A 21,561-nucleotide genomic window follows, 5' to 3' on the forward strand; every position below is an offset into this window, starting at 1 on the left:
TGTTTAGGGCAGTTGCCTGCAAATGGGAATTGCGCCATAAGCGTCCCGCACAATGTTTGCGGTAACAGTACCGCGTCGAGGAGGGCTGCGACATGCGACGTCTGAGGAAAGTGAAGATCGTTGCGACGCTGGGACCGGCGTCCGAAACCTACGAGACGATTCGGGCCCTGCACGAGGCCGGCGCCGATGTGTTCCGCCTGAACATGAGCCACGGCAGCCACGAGGAAATCCGCGCCAAGCACGAGATCATCCGGCAGGTCGAGAAGGATCTCGACAGCCCGATCGCGATCCTGGCCGATCTGCAGGGCCCCAAGCTGCGCGTCGGCGTGTTCGGCAACGAGGCCGAAGAGCTCGAGGAGGGCGCGGCCTTCCGTCTCGATCTCGACCCGGCACCGGGTGACGCCACGCGCGTGTGCCTGCCCCACAAGGAGATTTTCGACGCGCTCGAACCCGGCGCGCGGCTTCTGGTCAATGACGGCAAGATCCGCCTGACCGTCGAGGAGTGCGGATCCGATTTCGCCAATTGCCGCGTCGAGACCGGCGGCACGATCTCGAACCGCAAGGGCGTGAACGTGCCGGACGTGGTGTTGCCGCTGGCCGCCCTGTCAGAGAAGGACCGCGACGACCTGGAATTCGTCTGCGCGCTGGGCGTCGACTGGCTGGCGCTGTCCTTCGTGCAGCGCGCCAAGGACGTGTTCGAGGCGCGCGAACTGGCCGACGGCCGTGCTGCGATCCTCAGCAAGATCGAGAAACCCGCCGCCGTCGAGGCGTTCGAGGACATCCTTGACGCGTCGGACGGGATCATGGTCGCACGCGGCGACCTGGGCGTGGAATTGCCGGTCTCGGCGGTGCCGCCGATCCAGAAGCGGCTGGTGCGCAAGTGCCGGGCGGCCGCCAAGCCGGTGATCGTGGCCACGCAGATGCTGGAGAGCATGATCGAAAGCCCGATGCCCACCCGCGCCGAGGTCTCGGACGTGGCCACTGCCATCTACGAAGGCACCGACGCCATCATGCTCAGCGCGGAATCGGCGGCCGGATCCTACCCGATCGAGGCGGTGACGACGATGGACCGCGTGGCCATCGAGGTCGAAGCCGACCCGACCTATGAGCAGATCATCTCGGCCTCGCGCACATCGAGCGGCAGCACTGTGGCCGACGCCATCGTCGCCGCGGCGCGCGAGATCGCGGAAAAGACCGACATCAAGGCGATCTGCTGTTTCACCCAATCCGGCACCACCGCCCTGCTGACCGCGCGCGAGCGTCCAGGTGTGCCGATCATCGCAATGACATCGCTTCTGGGCACCTCGCGCCGGCTCTGCCTCAGCTGGGGCTGCCATTGCGTGATGACGCCCGAGCTTGAGCGGTTCAAGGGCGCGGTGGTTTCGGCGGCGCGGACGGCACGGGCCGCGGGCTTTGCGACCGAGACCGACCAGATCGTGGTCACCGCCGGCGTGCCCTTCAACGTTCCGGGCACGACCAACATCCTGCGGGTGGCGCCCTGCGACGAACGCCTGATTTACAACACCGATCCGGGCTGACCCCCGCAGGCGGCGCAGGCCCGCAAAAACCGCTTGCAAGCCGCGCCGCTCTTTCGTACACGGCGCCTTTATTCGTGCGGCCGGCCCAATGAGGCATGCCGAGTCGTGCGTGAACCGAAGCTCAAGACTGGAGACGGAAATGCCCAAGATGAAGACCAAGGCAAGCGCCAAGAAACGCTTCAAGGTGACTGCCACCGGAAAGGTGCTTGCGGCCCAGGCTGGCAAGCGCCACGGCATGATCAAGCGGACCAAGAAGTTCATCCGCGACGCGCGCGGCACCACGACCCTGTCCGCCCCCGACGCCAAGATCGTCAAGGGCTTCATGCCCTACGACCGCTAAGAGGAGATTGATCCATGTCCCGCGTTAAAGGTGGAACCGTCACTCACGCCCGTCACAAGAAGGTCGTCAAGGCCGCCAAAGGTTACTATGGCCGCCGCAAGAACACCTTCAAGGTGGCGCGTCAGGCCGTCGACAAGGCCAACCAGTATGCAACCCGCGACCGCAAGAACCGCAAGCGCAATTTCCGCGCCCTGTGGATCCAGCGGATCAACGCCGCCGTGCGCAGCCATGACGAGGCGCTGACCTACAGCCGCTTCATCAACGGGCTGACCCTGGCCGGCATCGAGGTCGACCGCAAGGTGCTGGCCGACCTGGCCGTGCACGAGCCCGAGGCGTTCGGCGCGATCGTCGAGCAGGCCAAAGGCGCGCTCAGCGCCTGATCCTGACCGAAGCAGTTTCCGGTGAGGCCGTCCCGTTCGGGGCGGCCTTTTCGCGTTTTCGCCCTGCCCTTGCGCGCCTTGCGTGGAACCTTCCTGCGCTGGAACCTTGTTTACTAGGGTACCAAGCAGAAATCGGACGGAGGCTTCATGACATACTCATATCTCAGATTCCTCGCAATGATCGCCACGGCGACCGTCATAATGTTCGGGTTGATGTATCTGAACTCTTATGCGCTGGACCACGTGATGTTCAGTGAAACGCGTCTTTACATGGCGCTTTATATGGGGGCCGTGATGGCTGCGGTCATGCTCGCCTTCATGCTTGGCATGTACAAAAGCAAGGCGGCCAATCTCGCGATCTTGCTGGGGGCAACCGGCGTTTTCATCGCCTCCCTCTGGCTGTTGCGCAGCCAGACGACGGTGCAGGACGAGTCGTGGATGCGGGCCATGATCCCACACCATTCCATCGCGATCCTGACCAGCGAACGGGCCGAGCTTTCGGATCCGCGCGTGCGCAACCTGGCCGAAGAGATCATCTCCGCGCAGCGCCTGGAAATCGCCGAGATGAAGGCCCTGATCACCGACCTGGAAGGTGGGCCTGCCGCTACACCGGAGATTGACGGAAAATGACCGATATCCGAGCGAATACCAGTAACGCGGACGCGCGCCTCTACCGTATGGAGATGCCGGAGCACCATTGCCCATTCGGATTGAAATCCAAAGCGCTGCTGCGTTGGAGTGGCTACAAGGTCGAGGACCATCCCTTGACCACGCGAGAAGAAACCGACCGCTTCATGAACGAGGTGGGTGTCGACACCACGCCGCAGACCTATGTCGGTGGCGAGCGCATCGGCGGCTATGAAGAGCTTCGCGCCTATCTGGGCATGCCGCTGCGGGGCGAGGGCGAGACCACTTACACTCCCGTCATCGCTCTTTTTGCAATGGCCCTGGGGCTGGCGGTGTCGGCGGGCTCGGTGGCCTTCGGGACGCTGGCGGATCCGCGCGTGTTCCAGTGGTTCATCGCCATCTCCATGTGCCTGCTGGCCCTGCAGAAGCTGCGGGATGTCGAAAGCTTCTCGACCATGTTTCTCAACTACGACCTGCTGGCGCGGCGGTTTGTGCCCTACGGCTATTTCTATCCCTTCGCCGAGGGGCTTGCCGGTCTGCTGATGCTGGCCGGCGTCCTGACCTGGATTGCCGCGCCGCTGGCCTTGCTGGTCGGCACCGTTGGTGCGGTTTCGGTGTTCAAGGCGGTCTATATCGACAAGCGCGAGTTGAAATGCGCCTGCATGGGCGGCAGCAGCGACGTGCCGCTGGGGTTCGTCTCCCTGACCGAGAACCTGATGATGGCCGGCATGGGGATCTGGATGCTTGCCGGATGACGGCCGCTTCGACCTGTGGCGCGGCCCTCGGGTCTTGCGTATCGCGCCGTCTGTGGTAGCAGAACGCCAAGCAGGTTCAGGGGGCCGTCATGGACGAGCTAAAGGCAAAATATCTCGGGCAGATCGCCGATGCGGGCGACGAGGCGGCGCTGGAAGCGATCCGGGTGGCCGCCGTGGGCAAGAAGGGCGAGGTCAGCCTGAAGATGCGCGAATTGGGCAAGATGACGCCCGAAGAGCGTCAGGAGGCCGGTCCGGCGCTGAACGCGCTGAAATCCGAGATCACCTCGGCGCTGGCCGCCAAGAAGGCCGCGCTGGCCGATGCCGCGCTGGACGAGCGGCTGCGCGGCGAATGGCTGGACGTGACCCTGCCGGGCCGTCCGCGCCGCCAGGGCACGCTGCACCCGATCACTCAGGCCACCGAGGAGTTGACCGCGATCTTCGCCGAACTGGGCTTCTCCGTCGCCGAGGGGCCCCGGATCGAGAACGACTGGTACAATTTCGACGCGCTCAACATCCCCGGCCACCACCCGGCGCGGGCCGAGATGGACACGTTCTACATGGCGCGGGCCGAGGGCGACAACCGGCCGCCGCATGTGCTGCGCACGCATACCTCGCCGGTGCAGATCCGCAGCATGGAAGCGCATGGCGCACCCATCCGCATCATCTGCCCCGGCGGTGTCTACCGCGCCGATTACGACCAGACCCACACGCCGATGTTCCACCAGGTCGAGGGGCTGGCGTTGGACCGCGACATCTCGATGGCCAACCTGAAATGGGTGCTGGAGGAGTTCTGCCGTGCCTTCTTCGAGATCGACGACGTGGAACTGCGCTTCCGCGCCTCGCATTTCCCGTTCACCGAGCCCTCGGCCGAGGTCGATATCCGCTGTTCCTGGGAGGGCGGCGCGCTGAAGATCGGCGAGGGCGACGACTGGATGGAGATCCTCGGGAGCGGCATGGTGCATCCCAAGGTCATCGCCGCCGGCGGCATCGACCCCGAGATCTATCAGGGCTTTGCCTTCGGCATCGGCATCGACCGGCTGGCGATGCTGAAATACGGTATTCCCGACCTGCGGGCGTTTTTTGACAGCGACCTGCGCTGGCTGCGCCACTACGGCTTTGCGGCGCTGGACATGCCGAACCTGCACGGCGGGCTGAGCAGGTGACGTAGGATGGGGTTGAACCCCATCCTACAGGGCGGATCGGAGGGACACGGGATGCTGTTTTCAAGGGACCGCCAGCACGGCAGCGACCGGCAACGCCGCATCTACGCGGCGTTCGAGATCGTCTATACCCTCGTCGATTTCACCGCCGCCATTCTCTTCGTCATCGGCTCGATCATGTTCTTCTCGCCGGATTGGGAGAGGTTCGGCACCTGGTTGTTCCTGACGGGCTCGCTGTGTTTCGCGGCGAAACCCACGCTCAGGCTGGTTCGCGAGTTGAAGCTGGCGGCGATCGGCGATGTGGATGACCTGGCCGACCGGCTGGAGAAATAGGCCCGATCCCACGGTTTCGTGACATGACAGCCCCGGCGCAGTCGCTAGGCTCCGGCGCATGATCCGCCTTGTCCTGATCCCGCTTCTGTTCTGGGCCGTGCAGGCGACCGCCAATGGCTGCGGCGGCCAGACTGCCTGTCCACTCGGCGACCGCTCCTATCACGTGCTCGAGCCCGACGGCTGGGACGGGCAGACGCCCTTGCCGGTGCTGCTGCATTTCCACGGCTGGCAGCGGCAGGGCGACCTGGTGGTCAAGCACCCGCGCATCGCCGGGGCGACGCGGCTGCGCGGCGTGCTGTTGGTGGCGCCGAACGGGCGGCGCAAGACCTGGGATTTCTGGACCGCCGACACCGAGGATGTGGGATTTGCCGCGCTGGTGCTTGAGGACGTCGCCCGCCGCTATCCCGTGGACCGCGCGCGCATCTACGTCTCGGGCTATTCCTACGGCGCGGCCATGGCCTGGCGATATGCCTGCCAGAACGGCAACGGGGTGGCTGCCCTGCTGGCGGTTGCCGGCACCCTGTCGCAGGACGAACCCTGCCCGCAGGCCCCGCGCGAGGTGCGGCATGTGCATGGGCTGAAGGATACGGTGATGGATTTCCCGATGGGGCCGGGCGGGGATACGACGCATCCCGTCGCCCTGTGGCGGCGAAAGTTGGACTGCGGCAGCGCGACGCCGGCGGGTGATTGGCAGGTTAAACCCTTTCTGGTGCTGACCCGCACCGAATGGTCCGATTGCGCAAAGGGGCGCGTGACGCTGGATCTGCATCCTGGCGGGCATTTCATCCCGCATGGCTGGATCGGGCGGCAGCTGGACGAGCTTCTGGGCCGCACACCCAGCTACCCGTAAGCCCCCAAGGCTTGCGCCCATCGCCATTCTTTGCCATTGCCTCTTGCGACCGGAATTCCCTGCCCAAAGGCCCGCGACATGAAGTTCACGCTTTCCTGGCTGAAAGACCATCTCGACACCGACGCCAGCGTCGCCGAGATCACCGAGGCGCTTACCGACCTGGGTCTGGAGGTCGAGGAGGTGTTCGACCCTGCCGAGCGGCTCAAGGACTTCACTCTGGGCCACGTGACCCATGCCGAAAAGCACCCCGATGCCGACAAGCTGCGGGTGTGCAAGGTGCAGACCGATACGGGCGAGTTGCAGATCATCTGCGGCGCGCCCAATGCGCGCGAGGGGATCACAGCGGTGATCGCCAAGCCGGGCACTTATGTGCCGGGCATCGACACCACGATCGGGATCGGCAAGATCCGTGGCATCGAAAGCCACGGCATGATGTGCTCGGAACGCGAGATGGAGCTCAGCGAAGAGCATGACGGCATCATCGAGCTGCCCTCGGGCGCGGTGGGCGACCGCTTCGTCGACTGGCTGGCCGAGAACGACCCCGCCAAGGTCGACCCGGTGATCGAGATCGCCATCACCCCCAACCGGCCCGACGCGCTGGGCGTCGAGGGCATCGCGCGTGATCTGGCGGCGCGCGGGTTGGGCACGCTCAAGGCCCGCGATATCGCCCCCGTGCCGGGAGCGTTCGAGAGCCCGATCCAGGTGAGCATCGACGCCGACACGCTGGACGGCTGCCCGCTGTTCACCGGCAGGCTGATCCGCGACGTGCGCAACGGGCCCAGCCCGCAATGGCTGCAGGACCAGCTCAAGGCCATCGGGTTGCGTCCGATTTCGGCGCTGGTGGACATCACCAACTACATGACCTTCGACCACAACCGCCCGCTGCATGTCTTCGACGCCGACAAGGTGCGGGGCAACCTGCGCATTCACCGGGCCAAGGGCGGCGAGACCTTGCAGGCGCTCGACGAGAAGGAATACACGTTCGAGCTGGGCATGATGGTCATCTCGGACGACAGCGGCCCCGAGAGCATTGCCGGCATCATGGGCGGTGAGGCAACCGGCGTGACCGGCGAGACGGTCAACGTGTTCCTGGAAAGCGCGTTCTGGGATCACGTCCAGATCGCCATGACCGGCCGCACGCTCAAGATCAACTCGGATGCGCGCTACCGGTTCGAGCGCGGCGTCGATCCCGAATTCACCCTGCCGGGGCTGGAGCACGCCACGCAGATGATCCTGGATATCTGCGGCGGCGAGGCCTCGGAGGTCGTGGTCGCCGGTGCGGTGCCGGATCATTCCCGCGCCTATCGGCTGGACCCCGCGCGGGTGCAGTCGCTGGTCGGTATGGACATCCCCGAAAGCGAGCAGCGCCAGACCCTGACGCGGCTGGGTTTCACGCTGGACGGCAATATGGCACAGGTGCCCAGTTGGCGGCCCGACGTGCAGGGCGAGGCCGACCTGGTCGAAGAGGTGGCGCGCGTGGCGTCGCTGACCCGGCTGCAGGGCAAGCCCTTGCCGCGGGTGACCGAGGGCATCCCGAAACCGGTCATGACCCCGCGCCAGCGCCGGCTGCAGATGGCACGGCGCACCTGCGCCGCGCTCGGCTACAACGAATGTGTCGGCTATTCCTTCATCGACCAGGCCTCGGCGGCGCTGTTCGGCGGCGGCGACGATGCGACCAGGCTGGAAAACCCGATCAGCTCCGAGATGAGCCACATGCGCCCGGCGCTGCTGCCCGGCCTGTTGCAGGCCGCGGCACGCAACCAGGCGCGCGGTTTCATGGACATGGCGCTGTTCGAGGCCGGTCCCGCCTTTCACGGCGGTGAGCCGGGCGAACAGCACACGCTGATCTCCGGCCTGCTGGTCGGGCGCACCGGGCCCAAGGACGTGCATGGCGCCTCGCGCGCCGTGGATGTATTCGACGTCAAGGCCGATGCCGAGGCGGTTCTGGCCGCGATCGGTGCGCCGGCCAAGGTGCAGATCCTGCGCGGCGCAAATGACTGGTGGCATCCCGGCCGGCATGGCATGATCTGCCTGGGGCCAAGGAAGGTGCTGGGCGTGTTCGGAGAGCTGCACCCGCGCGTGTTGCAGGCACTGGACGTGAAGGGGCCGGCGATGGCCTTCACGATCTGGCCCGACGAGGTGCCGATGCCGCGCAAGGCCGGGGCCGCGCGATCCGCGCTGGAACTGCGCGATCTGCAGGCCGTCGAGCGCGATTTCGCCTTTGTCGTCGACGCAGATGTCGAGGCGCTGGCGCTGGTCAATGCCGCAGCCGGGGCAGACAAGGCGCTGATCGAGGAGGTGCGCGTCTTTGACGAATTCATCGGCGGCAGCCTGGGCGACGGCAAGAAAAGCCTGGCCATCACCGTGCGCCTGCAGCCGTCGGACAAGACGCTGAAAGAGGCCGACATCGAAGCGGTCAGCGCGCGGATCGTCGAGAAGGTTGCCAAGGCGACCGGCGGCGTTCTGCGCGCCTGACCGGCAGCCGAAAGAAGGAGACGCAAGATGCCGTTCAAGGTCTATCTGTCCGGAGAGATCCACACCGACTGGCGCGAGCAGATCGTCGAGGGCGCCGCAGGCCTGGACGTTGAGTTCGCCGCACCGGTCACCGACCATGACGCCAGCGACGATTGCGGCGTGGCGATCCTGGGCGAGGAGCCCGACAAGTACTGGCATGACCACAAGGGCGCGATGGTGAACGCGATCCGCACCCGCAAGGGCATCGCCGATGCCGATGTGGTGGTGGTGCGCTTCGGCGAGAAATACAAGCAATGGAACGCGGCCTTCGACGCAGGCTATGCCGCCGCGCTGGGCAAGTCGCTGATCGTGCTGCACCCGCCCGAGCATGACCACCCGCTCAAGGAGGTGGATGCTGCCGCGCTGGCGGTGGCCCGCACACCGCAGCAGGTCGTGGCGATCCTGCGCTATGTGCTGGACGGTCAGCTGCCCGCCGGCAGCTGACCCGGTCAAGGCGGTCGGCCCGCATTTGGGCCGGTGCGCCGTGCCGGTCAAACTTCCCCGTTTCTTTTCTTCCCTGTTCCGGCAATCCTCGGGCACCCTGCGGGCCATTCCGTCCCCGCCGGGCCATTCATCAACAGGGAATTGGGAGAAATACATGCTTCGGGAATTCAAGGATTTCATCGCCAAGGGCAATGTCATGGACATGGCGGTGGGCATCATCATCGGCGCGGCATTCACCGCGATCGTCAAGGCGATGGTCGATGATCTGATCAACCCGATCGTCGGGCTGTTCACCGGCGGGGTGGATTTCACCAACAAGTTTATCGTTCTGGGGGGTGATGCCACCGAATACCCCTCGCTGGAGGCGGCGCGCGAGGCCGGGGCGGCGGCTTTCGCCTATGGTTCGTTCCTCATGGCCGTCTTGAACTTCCTCATCATCGCCTGGGTCGTCTTCATGCTGGTCCGGGCCGTCAACAAGGCCAAGGATTCGGCCGTTGCCGAAGAAGAGGTAAAGGCCAAGGAGGCACCGGCGGGTCCGACCGAACTGGATGTTCTTCTTGAAATCCGCAATTCGCTGCAGAAAGGTTGAGCCGGACCGGCGCCGAACCTTTGCTTGCCGACCGGAGCGCCCCGCATTGGGGCGTTTCCTTTTCTGCCGGTATCGTGAGTGACAATTGAGGAAAAAGACATGGAAGACATGATTGCTGGGGCCGAAGGCTATCTGCCGGTGATCGTCAGCGCCGCCAAGGCGCTGGTGGTGCTGATCGTGGGTTGGATCGTTGCGGGGGCGCTGGGCGCGGCCGTGCGGCGGCGGGTAAACTCCACGCCCCATATCGACCCGACGCTGGGCAATTTCCTGTCCAGCGTCGTCAAATGGGCGATCCTGGCGATGGTGCTGGTGGCCGTCCTGGGCCTGTTCGGTATCGAGGCCACGAGCATCGTCGCGGTTCTGGGCGCGGCGACCCTGGCCATCGGTCTGGCGCTGCAGGGCACGCTGAGCGACCTGGCCGCCGGCGTGATGCTGATCGTGTTCCGCCCCTACAAGCTGGGCCAGTTCGTCGATATCGGCGGCACTTCGGGCACGGTCAAGGATCTCAACCTCTTCACCACCGAGCTTGTGACGCCGGACAACGTTCAGATCATCGTTCCGAACGGGCAATCCTGGGGGTCGATCATCACCAACTACTCGGCCCATGACACAAGGCGCGTGGACCTGGTGTTCGGCATCGACTATGGCGACAGCGCCGACAAGGCGATGGGCATCATCCTGGACGCCGCGCGCGCCGACGATCGGGTGCACGCCGATCCCGAACCCTGGGCGCGGGTGACCAATCTTGGCGACAGCTCGGTCGATCTGACCGCGCGGCTGTGGTGCGATGCCGGTGACTACTGGGATCTGAAATTCGCACTGACCAAGACGATCAAGGAAGCGTTCGACGCGCAGGGCATCTCGATCCCCTATCCGCACACGGTCGAGATCAAGAAGGCCAGCTGAGGAACGGCCCGGCGCGTGCAGGGCGCCGGGCCGTGTTTGTCAGCTGCGGATGGCGACGGCAGGCGTGACGACATCGATGCCCAGTGCCTTGCCGACGGCGTAATAGGTCAGCTTCCCGGCATGCACGTTCAGCCCGGCCATCAGGTGCGGGTCGTCCAGGCAGGCCTGCCGCCAGCCCTTGTCGGCCAGCGCCAGAAGGAAGGGCAGAGTGGCGTTGCCAAGCGCGATGGTCGAGGTGCGCGCCACGGCGCCCGGCATGTTGGCCACGCAGTAATGCATGATCCCGTCCACCTCATAGATCGGGTCGGCATGGGTCGTGGCCCTGGAGGTCTCGAAACAGCCGCCCTGGTCGATGGCAACATCCACCAGCACCGCGCCGGGCTTCATGGTGGACAGCTGCTCGCGCGAGATCAGCTTGGGTGCGGCTGCACCGGGGATCAGCACCGCGCCGATCACCATGTCCGCCTCCTGGATCAGCTCGGCGGTGGCGCCGGCGGTGGAATACTGGTTCTTGAACTCGCTGCGGAACACGTCGTCGAGATAGCGCAGACGCGGCAGCGACCGGTCCAGCACTGTGACATCCGCGCCCATGCCGGCGGCGATCCGGGCCGCATGGGTGCCGACGACACCGCCGCCGATCACGACCACCCTGGCCGGGCCGACGCCGGGCACGCCGCCCATCAGCACGCCGCGCCCGCCATTGGCCTTTTGCAGGGTCCAGGCGCCCACCTGCGGGGCGAGGCGCCCGGCCACCTCGGACATCGGCGCCAGCAGCGGCAACCCGCCGCGGTCGTCGGTGACGGTCTCATAGGCGATGGCCGTGCAGCCCGAGGCCAGCAGGTCATGGGTCTGGTCCGGATCCGGGGCCAGATGCAGATAGGTGAACAGAAGCTGGCCCTCGCGCAGCATCTTGCGCTCGACCGCCTGCGGTTCCTTGACCTTGACGATCATCTCGGCAGTGGCAAACACCTCTTCGGCGGTGCCGACGATCTCGGCGCCGGCATCGACATAGGCCGCGTCGTCAAAGCCCGAGCCGGCCCCGGCCTGGGTTTCGATAATGACGCTGTGGCCATGCGCCACGGCCTCGCGCGCCGCGTTGGGCGTCAGGCCGACGCGGAACTCCTGCGGTTTGATCTCTCTCGGGCATCCGATCTTCATGATTCACCTCCCTTTCGGTCTCGCGCGCATCCTGCCGTGTTGCCACCCGGATTTCTTGTGAAAAACCCTCGCCATGAACCTCGTCTTGAGAATATTCTTCGATCAATCAGACAAACGCTGCAAGGGATGAGCATGAATGGCGCTTGATGCAACGGATCGCAAGATCCTGGGCGCGCTCCAGGTCAAGGGGCGGATGTCGAATTCGGACCTGTCCGATGCGGTCAACCTGTCGCCCTCGGCCTGTCACCGAAGGGTGCAGCGGCTTGAGGCGGACGGCTATATTCGCGACTATGTCGCCCTTCTGGATGCGCGCAAGCTGGGCGTGCCGACTACGGTCTTCGTGGAAATCACCCTTCAGGGCCAGGCCGAGGAACTGCTGGACGCTTTTGAAAAGTCGGTATCTCGCATTCCGGATGTTCTGGAGTGTCACCTGATGGCCGGCACGGCGGATTACGTGCTCAAGGTCGTGGCCGAGAACACCGAGGATTTCGCACGGATCCACCGCCAGTACCTGTCGCGCCTGCCGGGGGTGGCTCAGATGCAATCGTCCTTTGCGCTGCGCACCGTGTTCAAGACCACCGCCCTGCCGATCTGAGACGGCTGGCTCGCGGTGTCTGTGGCAATTCAGTCCCTTGTCCGGTGCGACGCGTACCCTCATAAGAGACGGGTATCATTCAGAGACTGGTGGCCGGCAGGGCCGGGCAGGCGGCGGAACCGTCCCGCGCACCGTCACGACAAAAGGCAAAGGAGCAGAACTTGACCGAGAAATCCGACGATCCCTCCCTCGACTGGCTCGAGGCCGAACTTCAGGACACGCTGGACGAGGATATCGAGATCGAGTTCAGCGAACCGATGCTGTCGATGGAGATCCGCAAGATCTATCGCGAGCATCATCCCGACATGCTGGACCGCAGGGTCTATTTCCGAAATCTGCTGCGGCTGCAGGCCGAGCTGATCAAGGTTCAGGACTGGGTCCAGCACACCGGCGCCAAGGTCTGCATCCTGTTCGAGGGGCGCGACAGTGCCGGCAAGGGCGGTGTCATCAAGCGTATCACGCAGCGGCTGAACCCCCGCGTGGCCCGCGTCGTCGCGCTGCCGGCGCCGAACCGCCGTGAGCAGAGCCAGTGGTATTTCCAGCGCTACGTGCCGCATCTGCCGGCCGGCGGCGAGATCGTGCTGTTCGACCGCTCCTGGTACAACCGCGCCGGCGTCGAGCGGGTGATGGGATTCGCCAGCGAAGACCAGGTGGAACAGTTCTTCCAGGACGTTCCGGAATTCGAACGCATGCTGGTGCGGTCGGGCATCATCCTGCTGAAATACTGGTTCTCGATCACCGACGAAGAGCAGCAACTGCGCTTTCTCATGCGCATCCACGACCCGATGAAGCAGTGGAAGCTGTCGCCGATGGACCTGGAATCGCGCATCCGCTGGGAGGCCTATACCAAGGCCAAGGAAGAGATGTTCGAGCGTACCAATATCGACGAGGCGCCGTGGTACATCGTCGAGGGCAATGACAAGAAGCGCGAGCGCCTGAACTGCATCGAACACCTGCTCACCCGCATCCCCTACGAGGAGGTGCCGAGCGAAAAGGTCACCCTGCCGGACCGCCGTTACAACCCCGACTATGAACGCCGTGTTCTGCCCGACGAGTTGTACGTGCCGAAAGTATACTGAGACCGGTTCTCTGGGTCGCCACAAATTGGCAGCGAACGAGAACTTCGGCGGCGGTTGTTTTGGCCGCCGAGGGTCAAGAACATTGCCGTCCACATGTCCTGCGCCGCCCGTCGATTGGGGTATGATTGCCGGTAAGGCAGGACAGCGCCAATTTGACAGCCGGCGGGCCGTCTTCAGGCCGCCGGCGCCCTTGTCAATTGGGACCTAGAACCAGAAGTCGGTCTCGTCCAATTGCTGTAGTGTGGCGTTTACGACGAGAAGGCTGTTCCCGGCGTCGTCTGAAATCAGGACGTTTGCGCCGCGCTGGGACATGTGGTTCGCGGCCAGGTCCGAATAGTTGTCGATTCCTTCCGCATAACCCATGTAGATTTTCTCAGCAGGATCGAATTTGTTGAAATCCGCCAGTCGATCATTGCCTTCGCTGAACACGAAAATATCGCTGCCGTAGCCGCCGGACATTGTATCGTTCCCGGATTCGCCATGGATGGTATCGTTCCCGCGCCAGCCGTTGAGGCGGTCATCGCCATCACCGCCAACCAACAGGTCTTGGCCGCCGCCACCCTGCAAAGTGTCTTGTCCAGTTTCCCCATAGAGACGGTCGTCGCCCGCTCCGCCACGGATGACATCGTCGCCTGCGCCACCATAGCCGCGGTCGGCATCGGCATTGAGCCAAATCTGATCGTTGCCAGAGCCGCCAATTCCGGTGTCCTGCCCCAACCCACCGCGGATTTCGTCAGCACCGTTGCCACCGGACAAGGAGTCGTCGCCGCCGCCACCGATCAGGGTGTCGTTGCCGAAGCTCCCTGCAATACTGTCGTTTCCGGCCCAACCATGTACTTCTGCCGGGTTGGATAGAAGGATTGTGTCCGCGCCCCCGGTCGCGGTATTCGTCGGGGCAGAGGGGGAGTTGCCTCCACCGGGTGAGCCCGCGCTACCGGCACCCGAATCGATTTGGAGAGGGGCGCTCGTACGGCCAAAGTTCTGTGTCACTACGACGGCATCAAATCCCCGAAAGTTTCCCTGCTCGATGCCAATGCCAATGACCTCCATATCCGGGTTCAAGATGTTGGCCCGATGGCCCGGGCTGTTCATAAGCGAATTGTGCAGGTCGATAACATCATCTGCGAGTCCGGGTGCACCGCGTTCGCTTTGCAAGGCGATGTTCTCGGCCCAGCCCCAGCTGCCCGAGAAGTCGAAGCCGGCCTGCTGCATCCGCCCCCCGGCGCTGGAGCCGCCGGCGCCGGTGTGCGAAAACACGTCTTGCGCAAGCATCCACTCGCTGTGCGTTTCGGCCGCGTCATTCAGCCGGAGTTCGAGTTGTAAGGGGTCAAGCCCGCGCGCAGCGCGTTCCGCGTTGATGAGATCCAGCATTTGCCGTTCAAGTGAATCTGCCTGTGTCATCCGCCTGAGGTCTCCTGTGAGTGGCAGGGAAAGAATGTTCACTGCTCCTAGCGGCGGAATTGTGACCGAGAAATGGCAAGAGTTGAGCGGCCCGCGATCAGGCAAGGCTCCGCTCGGTTGCGGCTTGCGTGCGCGGAAACACGCACATCATTCGGCCTGTCGGGATGGCTGTAGGGCGTCGCGGCACATAATGCAGGGCGGCTGACGCGGGCAAAGACAAACCCCCGGGGCGGGGCCGCGGGGGTCGTCGAATAGTGTCGTCCAAAACTGGAGGGTAGGCGGCTCAGAGCAGCCCTTCGCGCTGGGCCTTCTTGCGCGCCAGCTTGCGGGCGCGGCGGATCGCCTCGGCCTTCTCGCGCGCTTTCTTCTCGGACGGCTTCTCGAAATGTTGCTTGAGCTTCATTTCGCGGAACACGCCCTCGCGCTGCAGTTTCTTCTTCAGGGCACGAAGCGCCTGATCGACATTGTTGTCGCGAACACTGACCTGCATGTGGTTGTCACCACCTTTCTGGTTCGAGTTGCAAGGATTTGCAGGAAGTGGCCGTATAGCAAAGCACTTCTATCTTGTCTAGTAGTGGGTCACTGGCAAGGAGGTCCGAATGACAGAGAGCTTTGACACCGCGCGCGAAAGGCTGCTGGATGCCGCGTTGGCGCATGTTCCGTTCGACGGCTGGTCGGAAACCACGTTTCGCGCGGCGGTTGCGGATGCCGGTATCGACGATGCCGTGGCCCGTGCCATCTGTCCGCGCGGGGCGGTCGACCTGGCGCTCGCCTATCACGCGCACGGTGACGCGGCGATGCTGGCGCGGCTGCGCGCCGAGGACCTGTCGGCGCTGAAGTTCCGCGACCGAATCGCCGCCGCGGTGCGGTTCCGGCTCGAGGCGGTGGAGGACCGCGAAGTGGTGCGCCGGGGCGTCACGCTGTTCGCGCTGCCGGCCCATGCCGGCGAGGGCGCCCGCGCCATCTGGGAGACCTGCGACAAGATCTGGACCGCGCTGGGCGACACGTCGGACGACGTGAACTGGTATACCAAGCGCGCGACCCTTGCCGGGGTCTATTCCTCGACCCTGCTCTACTGGCTGGGGGACGGATCGCCGGGCCACCAGGCGACCTGGGATTTCCTGGATCGGCGCATCGCCGACGTGATGCTGGTCGAGAAGCTCAAGGCGCAGGTTCGGCAGAACCCGCTTCTGAAGCCGTTCATGGCCGGCCCCGACTGGCTGGCCCGGCAGATCCGGCCGCCGGCACGGATGCCCGACCTGCCCGGGCGGTTGTCCCCGCGCGACTGACCCGGCCTGCGATCTGGACTGAATCCCTGAACGAAAGGAGACTGGCGCGATGTCCCGGAAGATGAGCGCAGTGGAAATCACGCGGCCCGGCGGGCCGGATGTTCTGCAGTTGACCGAACGGCCAGTGCCCGAGGCGGGGCATGGCCAGGTTGTCATCAAGGTGGCCTATGCCGGGGTGAACCGGCCCGATGCGCTGCAGCGGGCGGGGGCCTATGATCCGCCGCCGGGCGCCAGCGACCTGCCGGGGCTCGAGGCGTCGGGCGAGGTCGTCGCGGTGGGGCCGGGCGTTGCGGGCCTGGCCGAGGGTGACGAGGTTTGCGCCCTGTTGCCCGGTGGCGGCTATGCCGAGTATGTCGCGACTCCGGCGGCGCATTGCCTGCCGCTGCCCGCCGGCATGACCTTTAAGCAGGCCGCCTGCCTGCCCGAGACCTTCTTTACCGTTTGGTCCAACGTTTTCACCCGCGGCGGTCTGTCCGCAGGTGAGCGGTTCCTGGTGCATGGCGGGTCGAGCGGCATCGGCACCACCGCGATCCAGCTGGCCCGCGCCTTCGAGGCGCGCGTCTTTGCCACCGCCGGGTCGGACGAGAAATGCCGGGCCTGCGAGGATCTCGGGGCCGAGCGCGCGATCAACTACCGCGAGGAGGATTTCGTCGCCGTCATGAAGGACGAGGGCGGCGCCGATCTGATCCTGGACATGGTCGGCGGCGACTATATCCCGCGCAACGTCAAGGCGCTGGCGCAGGATGGCCGCCTGGTGCAGATCGCTTTTTTGCAGGGCCCGGTGGTGGAATTGAACTTTGCCCAGATGATGGTCAAGCGCCTGACGCTGACCGGCAGTACCCTGCGCCCGCAGAGCGATCTGGCCAAGGCGCGCATTGCCGGCGAGTTGCAGGAGGCGGTCTGGCCGCTTCTGTCCGCGGGCAAGGTGGCCCCGGTCATGGACAGCGAGTTCGCGCTGGCCGAAGCGGCCCAGGCCCATGCGCGGATGGAAGCCTCGGACCACATCGGCAAGATCGTCCTCAAGGTGGCGGAGTGACGTCTGTCAGCTGACCGCGCGGCGATACAGGTGCCAGGTCGCATGGCCCAGCACCGGCATCACCACGATCATACCCAGCAGAAGCGGGATCGCGCCCAGCACCAGGAGCGTCGCGACCAATGCGCCCCAGGTCAGGATGACGGCCGGGTTCTCGCGCAGGACCCGGACCGAGGTGACGACGGCAACCGGCACCCCGACCTTGCGGTCCAGCAGCAGCGGGAAGCTGACCACGCTGACGGCCAGGGCGGCCAGCGCAAAGAAGAACCCGACGGCGGTTCCCAGGATCGCCATCGTCCAGCCCGCGGCGGTGCCGATCACGTCTCCGGTGAAGGCGGCAAGTGAAGCCGGCGGCTCGGGGCCCAGCGTCGCGGAATAGATCGCGTTGGCGGTCATGACCCAGACCAGGAACAACATCACCAGGTAGAAGCCCAGCACCAGGATGGCCCCGAAGGACGGCGAGCGGAATACGCCGAACGCGTCCAGCCAGTGGGTCTCCAGGCCCTGTTCCCGCCTGCGGCTGATCTCGTAGAGGCCCACCGCGGCCACCGGCCCGAGGATCGCAAAGCCCATGACCAAAGGCGCCAGCAACGGAACCAGGTCCATCTGCAGGCCCAGCCCGACCAGCAGCAGCCCGGCAAGCGGATAGACCACGGCGATGAAGATCGCGTCGGCCCGTGTTGCGAGGAAATCGGCATATCCCGCGCGCAACACGGCCTTCAGATCGTCCATCGTCAGGGTATGCACCACCGGTGGCGCATCGGGGTCCGCGCCGCCCACCTGCGCGATGGAGTCCCCCACATGTTCGCCCGTGGCGCTCAGGCTCTTGGCGGCCCAGCTGATGGGATTTCCGATTGTCTTGGCCATTATCTGTCCTTCCGCTGCATCACTGCGCAGCGTCCGAAAGCCGGCCCATAGAGCGCAAGAGGGCCAGCCTCGGACTGCGCCCCTGTCGAGGACTATAGCAGATCGCCGGCCAGGGCACAGTCACAGCTTGGCGAGCGGTCGGCTCATGCCGATGCTGCGCCGGTGCCGCAGGTGTGAGGATCAGGCCCGCGCCTCAAGCCTCCAGCACAGGTTGGCGCGCACGGCCCGCCAGTCCGGCGCGGTCACGGAATAGACGGCGGTGTCGCGGATCGTGCCGTTGGGCAGGATCATATGCGCCCGCAGGATCCCGTCCAGCCGCGCGCCCAGCCGCTCGATGGCGCGGCGGCTCTGCAGGTTCATCACGTGGGTGCGGAATTCGACCGCGATGGCGTCCAGCGTCTCGAAGGCATGGGAGAGCATCAGCAGCTTGATCTCGGTATTGAGCGCGGTGCGCTGCACCGCCTTGCGATACCAGGTTGATCCGATCTCGAGCCGCCGGTTGGCATGGTCGATATTCATGTAGGTGGTCATGCCCACCGCCCGGCCGTCCGCATCCAGAATGGCAAAGGCCACCATGCTGCCCGCCTCCAGCAGCGACAGGCGGCGGTCGATCTCCTCCGCGACCTGATCCGGCGCGGGAACCGTCGTATACCAAAGGCGGTGCAGATCGCCATCTGCCGCGGCCTCGCGCAGATCGGCGGCGTGATCCCGGCTCAGCGGAACCACCGCGCCATGCTGGCCCTCAAGCGTGACCGGTTCGGCCCACATGCGTCACCTCCTGACAGAAGATGGGCCGGCGCGGATCCGCACCGGCCCAGGACTCCCTGCAGATGGCGTCAGCCGAACACCCGGCCCAGCGCCCCGTCCACCGCGTCGGTGATCTGGTCGATGTCGTCGGGCGAGGCGATCAACGCGGGCGAGAAGCACAGCGTGTTGTTGCGACCCGGCACCGAGCGGTTGGTGACCCCGATGATGACGCCCTGCGCCATGCAGTCGGCCACGACGGCCTGCGCCTGTTTCTCGGGCACCGGCTCCTTGCTGTCGCGGTCCAGCACCAGTTCGGCGCCCTGGAACAGGCCCTTGCCGCGCACGTCTCCGATCACCTTGTGCTTGTCCATCAGCGCGCGCAGGTTGGCATCCAGACGCGCGCCCATGCCGGTGCAGTTGGCAAGCAGGTTCTCGTTCTCGATGATCCGAAGGTTCTCGATGGCCGCAGCAGGCCCAGCCGTGCAGCCGCCAAAGGTCGAGATGTCGCGGAAGTAGTTCATCGGATCGTCGGCGTCGTCCTTGAACATCGCGAAGACCTCTTCGGTCGTCACCATGCAGGCGATCGCGGCATAGCCCGAGGCCACGCCCTTGGCCATCGTCACGAAGTCGGGCCGGATGCCGTAGTGCTGATAGCCGAACCATTCGGTGCCGGTGCGCCCGACGCCGCAGACCACCTCGTCGATATGCAGCAGGATGTCGTATTTGGTGCAGATCTCCTGCACCCGCTGCCAATAGCCCTCGGGCGCCTCGATCACGCCGCCGCCGGCGGTCACCGGTTCAAGGCACAGCGCGCCCACGGTGTCCGGACCCTCGCGCAGGATCACCGCTTCGATCTGGTCGGCGGCCCATTCACCGAAATTGGCATCCGGCGCGCCGTCCAGTTCGTGCTTGCGGTATTCCATGCAATGCGGCACCCGCACGAAATCCGGCGCGAAGGGGCCGTATTGCATGTTGCGCTCGTCCTGACCGCCCGCCGACATCGCCGCCAGGGTGGATCCGTGATAGTCGCGGTCGCGATAGAGGATCTTGGTCTTCCTGCCGCCATAGCGCTTGTGCGCGATCTGGCGCACCATCTTGAACGCCTTCTCGTTCGCCTCGGAGCCGGAATTGGTGTAGTAGACCCGGCTCATCCCAGGCATCTTCGAGATGAGCTTCTTGGCGAAGATCGAGCCGGGGATCGACCCCGCGGATTGCGCGAAATAGCACAGCTTCATCAGCTGGTCGTAAACCGCCTTGCAGATGCTCTCGCGCCCGTAGCCCACATTGACCGTCCAGACCCCGCCCGAAACGGCATCCAGATGCTCCTTGCCCTTCTGGTCCCAGACGCGCATCCCCTTGCCCTCGACGATGATGCGCGGGTCGTTGGTCTCAAAGGGTTTGTGCTGGATCAGGTGGTGCCAGATATGGGCGCGGTCGGCCTCGACGATGCGGGAGAGATCGTTTTCGTTGAACGTGCCGTCCATGACATGTCCTTTCGTGATGCAACTGTTATCCGGCCCCGAAAGCCTATTGCATCCGGGGGCGTGTTCCTAAGTCCAGTGACGGGGAAAACCGGGCCACGGATAGGGCCAGAATGATCCCGCGGTTATAGCCAGAACAGCCGTAGAATCGACTGGTCGAAAGGCGCCCGGCGGCGGAATGGCCCGAAAAAACGGGCGCATCGCGGGATTTGGAAATCTGGAAGCGGCGATTTGGTCTGGCTGCGGGCGTGAAGCGGGCGGCGAAAAAACATTGATCGGTGAGGGCAATTGCGCTCCGATCAGGCCGGGCACGCGACGGGCCTGCCGGACCGCATGGCGCGACACCGCGACGCGCCGGCACCGAATCCGCGAAAAAGCGGAGCAGCGAAACAGGGAGAACGACATATCATGAAACTCAAATCGCAACTGATGGCGGCCGTGGCCGGGATGGCGGTCATCGCCGCTGCCGCGCCTGCCGTGGCGCAGGACGGCGAGATCACCGTGGGGTATTTCCTGGAATGGCCGATGCCGTTCCAATACGCCAAGGTGAACGGCACCTATGACGAGGAAATGGGCGTCAAGGTCAACTGGGTCAGCTTCGACACCGGCACCGCGATGAGCGCGGCGATGGCCTCGGGCGATGTGCAGCTCAGTGTCAGCCAGGGCGTGCCGCCCTTCGTGGTGGCCACCAGCGCCGGGCAGGATCTGCAGATCCTCGATGTCGCGGTCAGCTATTCGGAGAACGACAATTGCGTCGTTCGCGCGGATCTCGAGATCGACAAGGCCTCGGCCGGCGAACTGGCTGGCAAGAAAGTGGCCGTGCCGCTGGGCACCGCGGCACATTACGGTTTCCTCAACCAGATGAACCATTTCGGCGTGGATATCGGCTCGATGGAAGTCGTCGACATGGCGCCGCCAGACGGTGCCGCGGCCATCGCCCAGGGCGCGGTCGACATGGCCTGCGGCTGGGGCGGGTCGCTGCGCCGGATGCTGGAGCATGGCAACATCCTGCTGACCGGCGCCGAGAAGGAAGAGCTGGGCATCCTGGTCTTCGACGTGACCTCGGGCCCGGCCGGCTGGGTTGCCGAGAACGCCGACCTTGTGGCCAAGTTCCTGAAGGTGACCGGCGATGCCAACGCGATGTGGAATGGGGGCGAGAACCGCGACGAGATGCTGGCGGTGATCGCCAAGGATGCCGGCATGGAACTGGCCGACACGGACGCCACGATCAGCACCTTCGTCTTTCCCAGCGTGGATGATCAATTGTCCGAAAAGTGGCTGAACGGCGGTGCGCAGACCTTCATGAAGGGCGTCGCCGACGTCTTCGTGCAGGCGGGCAGCATCGACTCGGCGCTCGACAGCTATGCCAACGCGGTGAACACCGGTCCGCTGAGCGCGGCGCAGGGCATGTAGCCAAACACGGCGCGGGCGGCGGCCAGACCGGGCCGGACGCCCGCCCGTCACGCCGGCAACGG

23 protein-coding genes are annotated in these 21,561 nt (G+C 65.0%); 17 read left to right on the plus strand and 6 right to left on the minus strand.

Going from position 1 to position 21,561, the window contains the following annotated elements; all coding sequences use genetic code 11:
- Positions 1-92 precede the first annotated feature (92 nt).
- The 12 genes from pyk to BMX57_RS15155 all read left to right on the plus strand — a co-directional run bounded on the left by pyk (position 93) and on the right by BMX57_RS15155 (position 10,436).
- Positions 93-1,538 (plus strand): pyruvate kinase, encoded by a 1,446-nt coding sequence (gene pyk, locus BMX57_RS15100; protein ID WP_092368909.1) that lies wholly within the window; start codon positions 93-95, stop codon positions 1,536-1,538.
- A gap of 139 nt (positions 1,539-1,677) precedes the next feature.
- Positions 1,678-1,878 carry a 50S ribosomal protein L35 gene (gene rpmI / locus BMX57_RS15105; protein ID WP_092368912.1) on the plus strand — a complete coding sequence of 67 codons (201 nt, stop codon included), beginning with the start codon at positions 1,678-1,680 and terminating at the stop codon, positions 1,876-1,878.
- Positions 1,879-1,892: 14 nt separating this feature from the next.
- The gene (gene rplT, locus BMX57_RS15110) at positions 1,893-2,258 is read left to right on the plus strand and encodes a 50S ribosomal protein L20 (protein ID WP_092368915.1); all 366 of its coding nucleotides are present in this window, start codon (positions 1,893-1,895) and stop codon (positions 2,256-2,258) included.
- Between the two features lie 147 nt (positions 2,259-2,405).
- Entirely contained in the window at positions 2,406-2,888 is a 483-nt protein-coding gene (locus BMX57_RS15115) for a DUF305 domain-containing protein (protein WP_092368918.1), read from the plus strand.
- Entirely contained in the window at positions 2,885-3,640 is a 756-nt protein-coding gene (locus BMX57_RS15120; protein ID WP_092368921.1) for a MauE/DoxX family redox-associated membrane protein, read from the plus strand. The genes BMX57_RS15115 and BMX57_RS15120 overlap by 4 nt, the downstream gene beginning before the upstream one ends.
- An 89-nt stretch (positions 3,641-3,729) precedes the next feature.
- Positions 3,730-4,803 (plus strand): phenylalanine--tRNA ligase subunit alpha, encoded by a 1,074-nt coding sequence (pheS, locus tag BMX57_RS15125; RefSeq protein WP_092368924.1) that lies wholly within the window; start codon positions 3,730-3,732, stop codon positions 4,801-4,803.
- 51 nt (positions 4,804-4,854) lie between these two features.
- On the plus strand, positions 4,855-5,133 hold the full coding sequence (locus BMX57_RS15130; RefSeq protein ID WP_092368927.1) for a YrhK family protein: 279 nt from the start codon (positions 4,855-4,857) through the stop codon (positions 5,131-5,133).
- Between the two features lie 58 nt (positions 5,134-5,191).
- Entirely contained in the window at positions 5,192-5,983 is a 792-nt protein-coding gene (locus BMX57_RS15135; RefSeq protein WP_092368930.1) for a CE1 family esterase, read from the plus strand.
- A gap of 78 nt (positions 5,984-6,061) precedes the next feature.
- Positions 6,062-8,458, plus strand: coding sequence for a phenylalanine--tRNA ligase subunit beta (gene pheT / locus BMX57_RS15140; protein WP_092368933.1), 2,397 nt, complete (start codon positions 6,062-6,064; stop codon positions 8,456-8,458).
- Positions 8,459-8,485: 27 nt separating this feature from the next.
- Positions 8,486-8,941 (plus strand): YtoQ family protein, encoded by a 456-nt coding sequence (locus BMX57_RS15145; protein WP_092368936.1) that lies wholly within the window; start codon positions 8,486-8,488, stop codon positions 8,939-8,941.
- A 154-nt stretch (positions 8,942-9,095) separates the two neighbouring features.
- The gene (mscL, locus tag BMX57_RS15150) at positions 9,096-9,530 is read left to right on the plus strand and encodes a large conductance mechanosensitive channel protein MscL (protein ID WP_092368939.1); all 435 of its coding nucleotides are present in this window, start codon (positions 9,096-9,098) and stop codon (positions 9,528-9,530) included.
- 99 nt (positions 9,531-9,629) lie between these two features.
- Complete coding sequence (locus BMX57_RS15155; protein ID WP_092368942.1) at positions 9,630-10,436, plus strand: mechanosensitive ion channel family protein; 807 nt, start codon at positions 9,630-9,632, stop codon at positions 10,434-10,436.
- A 39-nt stretch (positions 10,437-10,475) separates the two neighbouring features.
- Here the strand turns inward: BMX57_RS15155 and ald are convergent, their stop codons facing one another.
- Positions 10,476-11,594: an alanine dehydrogenase gene (gene ald / locus BMX57_RS15160; RefSeq protein ID WP_092368945.1), complete on the minus strand. Its 1,119-nt coding sequence runs from the start codon at positions 11,592-11,594 to the stop codon at positions 10,476-10,478.
- Positions 11,595-11,730: 136 nt separating this feature from the next.
- On the opposite strand from ald, the gene BMX57_RS15165 reads away from it, so the two are divergent.
- Entirely contained in the window at positions 11,731-12,189 is a 459-nt protein-coding gene (locus BMX57_RS15165; RefSeq protein WP_092368948.1) for an Lrp/AsnC family transcriptional regulator, read from the plus strand.
- Positions 12,190-12,350: 161 nt separating this feature from the next.
- Complete coding sequence (gene ppk2 / locus BMX57_RS15170) at positions 12,351-13,268, plus strand: polyphosphate kinase 2 (RefSeq protein ID WP_092368951.1); 918 nt, start codon at positions 12,351-12,353, stop codon at positions 13,266-13,268.
- Positions 13,269-13,472: 204 nt separating this feature from the next.
- On the opposite strand, the gene BMX57_RS15175 is transcribed toward ppk2, so the two are convergent.
- Together BMX57_RS15175 and rpsU are read right to left on the minus strand one after the other, a co-directional pair.
- Positions 13,473-14,669: a CAP domain-containing protein gene (locus tag BMX57_RS15175; protein ID WP_092368954.1), complete on the minus strand. Its 1,197-nt coding sequence runs from the start codon at positions 14,667-14,669 to the stop codon at positions 13,473-13,475.
- Positions 14,670-14,952: 283 nt separating this feature from the next.
- A complete protein-coding gene (rpsU, locus tag BMX57_RS15180; protein ID WP_005614280.1) occupies positions 14,953-15,159 on the minus strand; it encodes a 30S ribosomal protein S21 in 207 nt (68 codons plus the stop codon).
- 109 nt (positions 15,160-15,268) lie between these two features.
- On the opposite strand from rpsU, the gene BMX57_RS15185 reads away from it, so the two are divergent.
- Positions 15,269-15,958, plus strand: a complete 690-nt coding sequence (locus tag BMX57_RS15185) for a COQ9 family protein (protein ID WP_092368956.1) — start codon at positions 15,269-15,271, stop codon at positions 15,956-15,958.
- A 49-nt stretch (positions 15,959-16,007) separates the two neighbouring features.
- Positions 16,008-16,994, plus strand: coding sequence for an NAD(P)H-quinone oxidoreductase (locus BMX57_RS15190; RefSeq protein ID WP_092368959.1), 987 nt, complete (start codon positions 16,008-16,010; stop codon positions 16,992-16,994).
- Positions 16,995-17,000: 6 nt separating this feature from the next.
- Here BMX57_RS15190 and BMX57_RS15195 read toward each other — a convergent pair whose 3' ends face one another.
- The 3 genes from BMX57_RS15195 to BMX57_RS15205 form a co-directional block, all read right to left on the minus strand.
- A complete protein-coding gene (locus BMX57_RS15195) occupies positions 17,001-17,858 on the minus strand; it encodes a DUF2189 domain-containing protein (protein WP_092368962.1) in 858 nt (285 codons plus the stop codon).
- A gap of 180 nt (positions 17,859-18,038) precedes the next feature.
- A complete protein-coding gene (locus tag BMX57_RS15200; protein WP_092368965.1) occupies positions 18,039-18,626 on the minus strand; it encodes a GNAT family N-acetyltransferase in 588 nt (195 codons plus the stop codon).
- Positions 18,627-18,694: 68 nt separating this feature from the next.
- Positions 18,695-20,089 carry an aminotransferase family protein gene (locus BMX57_RS15205; protein ID WP_092368968.1) on the minus strand — a complete coding sequence of 465 codons (1,395 nt, stop codon included), beginning with the start codon at positions 20,087-20,089 and terminating at the stop codon, positions 18,695-18,697.
- Between the two features lie 405 nt (positions 20,090-20,494).
- On the opposite strand from BMX57_RS15205, the gene BMX57_RS15210 reads away from it, so the two are divergent.
- A complete protein-coding gene (locus tag BMX57_RS15210) occupies positions 20,495-21,499 on the plus strand; it encodes a taurine ABC transporter substrate-binding protein (protein WP_092368971.1) in 1,005 nt (334 codons plus the stop codon).
- The last annotated feature ends 62 nt before the right edge of the window (positions 21,500-21,561 follow it).

The organism is Cribrihabitans marinus (genome assembly GCF_900109035.1).
GTDB lineage: Bacteria > Pseudomonadota > Alphaproteobacteria > Rhodobacterales > Rhodobacteraceae > Cribrihabitans > Cribrihabitans marinus.

What these genes read in the sequence shown, in the direction of transcription:
- BMX57_RS15195 (WP_092368962.1), bottom strand. Translation starts at nt 17,858, where the DNA reads ATGGCCAAGACAATCGGAAATCCCATCAGCTGGGCCGCCAAGAGCCTG.
- BMX57_RS15135 (WP_092368930.1), top strand. Translation starts at nt 5,192, where the DNA reads ATGATCCGCCTTGTCCTGATCCCGCTTCTGTTCTGGGCCGTGCAGGCG.
- mscL (WP_092368939.1), top strand. Translation starts at nt 9,096, where the DNA reads ATGCTTCGGGAATTCAAGGATTTCATCGCCAAGGGCAATGTCATGGAC.
- BMX57_RS15175 (WP_092368954.1), bottom strand. Translation starts at nt 14,669, where the DNA reads ATGACACAGGCAGATTCACTTGAACGGCAAATGCTGGATCTCATCAAC.
- BMX57_RS15165 (WP_092368948.1), top strand. Translation starts at nt 11,731, where the DNA reads ATGGCGCTTGATGCAACGGATCGCAAGATCCTGGGCGCGCTCCAGGTC.
- BMX57_RS15205 (WP_092368968.1), bottom strand. Translation starts at nt 20,089, where the DNA reads ATGGACGGCACGTTCAACGAAAACGATCTCTCCCGCATCGTCGAGGCC.
- rpmI (WP_092368912.1), top strand. Translation starts at nt 1,678, where the DNA reads ATGCCCAAGATGAAGACCAAGGCAAGCGCCAAGAAACGCTTCAAGGTG.
- ald (WP_092368945.1), bottom strand. Translation starts at nt 11,594, where the DNA reads ATGAAGATCGGATGCCCGAGAGAGATCAAACCGCAGGAGTTCCGCGTC.
- BMX57_RS15200 (WP_092368965.1), bottom strand. Translation starts at nt 18,626, where the DNA reads ATGTGGGCCGAACCGGTCACGCTTGAGGGCCAGCATGGCGCGGTGGTT.
- rplT (WP_092368915.1), top strand. Translation starts at nt 1,893, where the DNA reads ATGTCCCGCGTTAAAGGTGGAACCGTCACTCACGCCCGTCACAAGAAG.
- BMX57_RS15190 (WP_092368959.1), top strand. Translation starts at nt 16,008, where the DNA reads ATGTCCCGGAAGATGAGCGCAGTGGAAATCACGCGGCCCGGCGGGCCG.
- pheT (WP_092368933.1), top strand. Translation starts at nt 6,062, where the DNA reads ATGAAGTTCACGCTTTCCTGGCTGAAAGACCATCTCGACACCGACGCC.
- pheS (WP_092368924.1), top strand. Translation starts at nt 3,730, where the DNA reads ATGGACGAGCTAAAGGCAAAATATCTCGGGCAGATCGCCGATGCGGGC.
- BMX57_RS15120 (WP_092368921.1), top strand. Translation starts at nt 2,885, where the DNA reads ATGACCGATATCCGAGCGAATACCAGTAACGCGGACGCGCGCCTCTAC.
- pyk (WP_092368909.1), top strand. Translation starts at nt 93, where the DNA reads ATGCGACGTCTGAGGAAAGTGAAGATCGTTGCGACGCTGGGACCGGCG.
- rpsU (WP_005614280.1), bottom strand. Translation starts at nt 15,159, where the DNA reads ATGCAGGTCAGTGTTCGCGACAACAATGTCGATCAGGCGCTTCGTGCC.
- BMX57_RS15130 (WP_092368927.1), top strand. Translation starts at nt 4,855, where the DNA reads ATGCTGTTTTCAAGGGACCGCCAGCACGGCAGCGACCGGCAACGCCGC.
- BMX57_RS15115 (WP_092368918.1), top strand. Translation starts at nt 2,406, where the DNA reads ATGACATACTCATATCTCAGATTCCTCGCAATGATCGCCACGGCGACC.
- BMX57_RS15210 (WP_092368971.1), top strand. Translation starts at nt 20,495, where the DNA reads ATGAAACTCAAATCGCAACTGATGGCGGCCGTGGCCGGGATGGCGGTC.
- BMX57_RS15155 (WP_092368942.1), top strand. Translation starts at nt 9,630, where the DNA reads ATGGAAGACATGATTGCTGGGGCCGAAGGCTATCTGCCGGTGATCGTC.
- BMX57_RS15185 (WP_092368956.1), top strand. Translation starts at nt 15,269, where the DNA reads ATGACAGAGAGCTTTGACACCGCGCGCGAAAGGCTGCTGGATGCCGCG.
- BMX57_RS15145 (WP_092368936.1), top strand. Translation starts at nt 8,486, where the DNA reads ATGCCGTTCAAGGTCTATCTGTCCGGAGAGATCCACACCGACTGGCGC.